Annotated in this window: 5 protein-coding genes and 2 pseudogenes; all 7 read left to right on the forward strand. The window is 33.7% G+C overall.

Annotated elements, in window-relative coordinates:
* Window positions 1-242: 242 nt before the first annotated feature.
* A pseudogene (locus FS666_RS18765) lies at window positions 243-470 on the forward strand (type IIL restriction-modification enzyme MmeI); the annotation flags it as partial.
* Window positions 471-675: 205 nt separating this feature from the next.
* The gene (locus FS666_RS20090; RefSeq protein ID WP_222119381.1) at window positions 676-1,287 is read left to right on the forward strand and encodes a hypothetical protein; all 612 of its coding nucleotides are present in this window, start codon (window positions 676-678) and stop codon (window positions 1,285-1,287) included.
* Window positions 1,278-1,724, forward strand: coding sequence for a CHAT domain-containing protein (locus FS666_RS20095; protein ID WP_244943967.1), 447 nt, complete (start codon window positions 1,278-1,280; stop codon window positions 1,722-1,724). The genes FS666_RS20090 and FS666_RS20095 overlap by 10 nt, the downstream gene beginning before the upstream one ends.
* Before the next feature lie 18 nt (window positions 1,725-1,742).
* Complete coding sequence (locus FS666_RS18775) at window positions 1,743-2,696, forward strand: restriction endonuclease (protein ID WP_222119382.1); 954 nt, start codon at window positions 1,743-1,745, stop codon at window positions 2,694-2,696.
* A gap of 132 nt (window positions 2,697-2,828) precedes the next feature.
* Window positions 2,829-4,247, forward strand: coding sequence for a hypothetical protein (locus FS666_RS18780; protein WP_144463729.1), 1,419 nt, complete (start codon window positions 2,829-2,831; stop codon window positions 4,245-4,247).
* Window positions 4,248-4,341: 94 nt separating this feature from the next.
* Window positions 4,342-4,419, forward strand: a pseudogene (locus tag FS666_RS19955) (hypothetical protein); the annotation flags it as partial.
* 193 nt (window positions 4,420-4,612) lie between these two features.
* Window positions 4,613-4,765 (forward strand): hypothetical protein, encoded by a 153-nt coding sequence (locus tag FS666_RS19960; protein WP_186306621.1) that lies wholly within the window; start codon window positions 4,613-4,615, stop codon window positions 4,763-4,765.
* Window positions 4,766-4,892: the final 127 nt, after the last annotated feature.

A 4,892-nucleotide genomic window follows, 5' to 3' on the forward strand; every position in this document is an offset into this window, starting at 1 on the left:
ATCACGCTGAAGGAATTTGAATAAAGAAGGCCTGTTTTTGACGGAACAAAGTGATTCTTTACATCATTAGGGAAATGTGATCTAACACCTTAAAGCAACTCCATATACCCGTCTGAGGACTACTTGTGAATAGAATGGAGGAGTCATCACTTTGCAAAGTAAATAAAAACAAAAAAATCTTGAAACGTTGATATAACAATATTTCGAGGGTTTTTTGTGCATTAACATGCAAAGCCCTTAAACTATCAAACCTAATATATGTAATTTATGATACAGATGTTTATCTTCTGGGAATATTGATGTCCAGAATGCCTATGACATGGGTCAAGGCTGTCAGTGGTAGATTAAAAAACCGGTATCGTTATTCAGCTGGACTTTGCTACAACACATTTTCGATTCCTGAGCTATCAACACAAAGAAAGAATGAAATTATGGAAACAGTATATAAAATGTTTGATATTTTAAATGAACTCAATGAAAAAAAATAATAACACAAGTGATGCTCAGCAACAGACAACTTAAGAATAAACAGTAGAAGGCAGTTCCTATACATAATAATGGAACTGTCTTTTTAGTGACATTAAGTGGAACAAACGTTTGCAAAAGTGTGTTTTTGTGTGTAGAATATTCAGTATAATATTAGGAATAAAATTGGATTTGGGGAGGTCGGACATTTTGTCCCTCATTGAAACATATAGAAGGACAATCAAAAGAAAAAAAGAAGAGTTAAACAAACTAAGGATTTCTAAAGCCTCCGAGCTAGGAAAAATACCTTCACATAAGAAAAAAATTCTTTCGGCTCAAGCAACTATAGGTAGAACAAAGTCAACTGTTACAATAAAATCTAAAAATAGAGAAATTGAACGGGAAGAAAAGAAACTAGCTGATATTGATAAAAAGGTTGCGGCAATTGATAAAAAAATAGCAAAAATAGAGGGAGATGTAATAGCTGAAGAAAAGAAGCTGGGTCGTGAAGTTGAACGTGAGCAAAAGAAAAGAGATGCTGTCGAAAAGAAGAGACTAGCTGATAACGAAAAACGTATGAAGGAGGTTAGCGGAATGCTAGATAGACATAGTGAAATGCACCAAGAGACAAATAGTGCATTGGAAGAATTGAAAAACTTACCAGAAGAAATTACTGTCATATTTGTGGCTTCGAATCCATTAGATGCACCACAATTAAGATTGGATGAAGAAACTAGGGTCATTCAAGGGATGATCAGAAAATCAGAGCATAGGGATTCTGTATCATTCGAAACCCGATGGGCTACTAGACTTTGGGCGTAATACAAGCAATTAATGAGGAAAATCCCACAATCATTCACTTTAGTGGACATGGATCTGAGGATGATGAAATCGTCTTCCAAGACAATCAAGGGAATGCTAAACTTGTTTCCAAAGAGGCAATAGTCCAAACAATGATGAGTACATCGGATGATATTAAATTGGTGTTTTTTAATACCTGTTTTTCTTATGGACAAGCACAGGCAGTGGTACAACATGTGGATGCAGTAATTGGGATGACGACAACAATAGGCGATGAAGCTGCCAGGGTTTTTGCTGCTCAGTTTTATTCTGCTATCGGATTTGGACTTTCAGTAAAAAAGGCATTCGAACAAGGAAAAACTGCTCTGATGCTTGAAGGGATTCCAGAAAAAGATACGCCAGAATTATATGTAAAAGACGGTTTAAATGCTGATGAATTAATTATCGTTAAACCATAAAATAATGGAGGGAAGACAGTGGGTAAATTCTATCATTATCCTCCTGAACTGTTTAATTTGCTAGTGGATACGATTCCATTACTTTTTAGATCTAAAAATGATGTGATGATCTTCTTTAAAGGCTCAGGGGTATCAAAGCAATATACATTGGATTTAGAAAGTCGAGTAAGATCAGATCGCCAAAATGTAACGAAATATGAAATTGTTAGAGTTGTACTGAGTAGGCTTAATGAAGCGGGTGAAAAGACACTAAGGGAGCGACGTGAAGTTTTAAAGAGGGTAGTAGAATTTGAGAGTTTCTCGTCTTGCTGGCCGGATGATCAGTTAAAAGCTAGGGGGCTGGTTGCTGAAATACAAAAAGTAGTCAACACTAAAGATGCCTTTATGAGGATGAAAATTGCTCGTGATAAAGAGGCTGAGAAAAACCGAAAGGAGTACCAGCGTAGAATTAATGAAGTACAAAATCTTCGTAAAGAAAGAAGTAAATTAAAAGAAGGATTCAATCATTTGTTTACAATATCCAATCCTCACAAAAGGGGTAAGGAATTAGAGCATGTTTTAAATGAGCTGTTTAAAAGCTATGGGATTCTTGTCAGAGAATCATTCAATTTAATTGGTTCAGATGGCGAAGGGATTGTTGAACAAATTGATGGAGTAGTAGAGGTAGATAGCCAAGTATTTCTGGTAGAAATGAAATGGTGGGACAAACCAGTTGGTGTTGGAGAAGTTTCTCAGCACTTAGTCCGCATTTTTAATAGAGGCCATGCCTGTGGAATATTTATTTCTACTTCATCATTTACCCAACCTGCTGTTGCACTTTGTAAAGAGTCACTTTCTAAGGTATTGATAGTTCTAGTGAATCTCGAGGAAATATACAAGGTTCTTGAACAAGAAGATGATTTAAAGGACTATCTAAGAAGGAAAATACAGGCTGCCATAATAAACAAGGACCCGTTACATATTCCTGTTTAGATTTTGAAGAACCAAAAAAAGTTAAAGTTTATATAGAAAGAGAGATGGCAGAAGCAATCACTCTCGTCATATCACAACGGTGAGCAGCAACATAAGTAAATATAAGTAAGAATTACTAATTAAGGAGAAGGTATGCAAACATATATTAAAGATTATAGAGTTAGGAAGAGCTTTTCTTTTGGTCTATATGATGCAAAATTAGATCCAGAGATTGTTACAAGTCTTATAGCTACAAGAGCTCTATATTGTTACATTGATGATGAATTCAATATGATCCGTGTAAAAGATGGTAAACTTGATAAGTCTAAGATAGACTTTCATACGGAAAATTATACAACGATGGCCACATTAAAATTTGGTGAATCCAATATTGATGACTTTGAAACACATTATTTAGGTCATATTTCTGGAGAGAAGCTATTTAGAAACTTCTTCTTTGCAAAAGATGATGACTTTAAAGATGAGTATAACTATTTTATATTCCAGCCTATAGTTCTTGAGTTGGAAAAGAATCCAGAATATTATTATCGGATTTATCCTGTGGTCAAAGTAGTAAATAAAGAAATTGTAATAGTTGATTTCAACTATTTTCCACACGATGAGGCGGAGACTGTCGAAGAATTTGCATATAGATTACTAAGAATTGGGGACAAAATAAAGAACCTAAAACTACCGTATACCTACTTTGTAGCACTAGGTATAGAAATGGACAAAGAAAATGGAGAGTTATTCAATTTTGAAGCGAATGAATCAGCTATATTTAACTCAGAGGGTTTTTCTGTAAGAGATGTTCATGAACTTGCTGAAATGTTTTTATCAATGCTATTAAAATACGAGAAATATTCATGGTTCGGAAGGACTTTAATCTCGCTAGATAATCCTAATCTAACACAGGAACAAATCCAGTTAATTAGAAACGGATTTGCTTACACTGAAAATAATCCACTATATGATAGACAATTGATTAATTTTAGTGAACATCCATCGACTAAGTTTTATGTATTTGAGCATATCACTTTAACACTTGGTGATATTTTGGACTCATATATGCCTGCTGCAGTTTTGGACGATGAACTATCAATCTTAAATACTAAGATGGTTGTATATTCAAAAGTTGTAGATGATGAATCCCTAGGTGAGTTACTAAAGTCCAAAAAAGAACTTCATCTTCTAAAGCAACAAATTTCACTTAAATATTCAAGCATTCTTAAAGCACACACAATAATGGACTATGCCATAAATGAACTCTTCAAAATAAATGATCAAATTAATCGCATTGAAGCGTTAGCAGATATTTCTTTTAGACAAAAGGAGTTCTCAAAAACGAAAAGGGATAACATTTTTCATTTTATCATTGGTTTTGTATCTGTTATTCTATCAATGTCTGTAATTTTTGATTATATCATTAAACCAATTTATGAAATTCGATTTTCCAGAGAACTGTCCTCATTAGATACATTACTAAACTATGGAATGTTAATGGGAGTTTCAACAGTTATCCTTTTTGCTATATATCTTTTTATAATGAGAGAGAAGAAAAAAAGAAAATAAAGTAAGGCATTTTGAATAAATGTATCCAAATATCTTATATTTTGGCGAAAAGGGGTCTGACCCCAGTTTCATGAATTTTTAAGGCGAACACTACGTAGAATGCTATATCGAATATAAAAATGTTTGTGTTGCAAGGGACAGGATAAGTGTGCCAATTTCATCTATACAATAATATGGCAAAAACCAAGATTCTAAAAGTCATCCTATACAGGACTAACGATTTTTGATGAGGAGATGGACTATATGACAAAAACAACATACAAACCAATTGTGGAATCAGAATTTAAGGTATCAAGTGTATACTCAATATCTATAGATAGTGTGTAAAATTTGAAGATGGTGAAGAAAAAGGTGAACAGGTAATAATGAGATATAAAAAGAACGGTCAAAAGGTTCCGAGACAACCTGCTTTTGATGAACGGAGTATTACAGAAGCAATAATTGAGGCTTATAAACAAGGTGTTTTTTCAAGAGAATCTTTAGCTTTATTAAAGAAGGGAATTAATGAGGTAGAGTAAAGTGTAGTCATCTATTCTATGACCAGAGGCAATTGAATATTTAGTTCCATATCAAAGATTTTACTCGGATTAACCCCCGAATTTTGGACATAGTTACTCTTAATCTATCTTTTTCTTAAAATAGCTA

Source organism: Siminovitchia fortis (assembly GCF_007681465.1).
Classification (GTDB): domain Bacteria; phylum Bacillota; class Bacilli; order Bacillales; family Bacillaceae_C; genus Siminovitchia; species Siminovitchia fortis.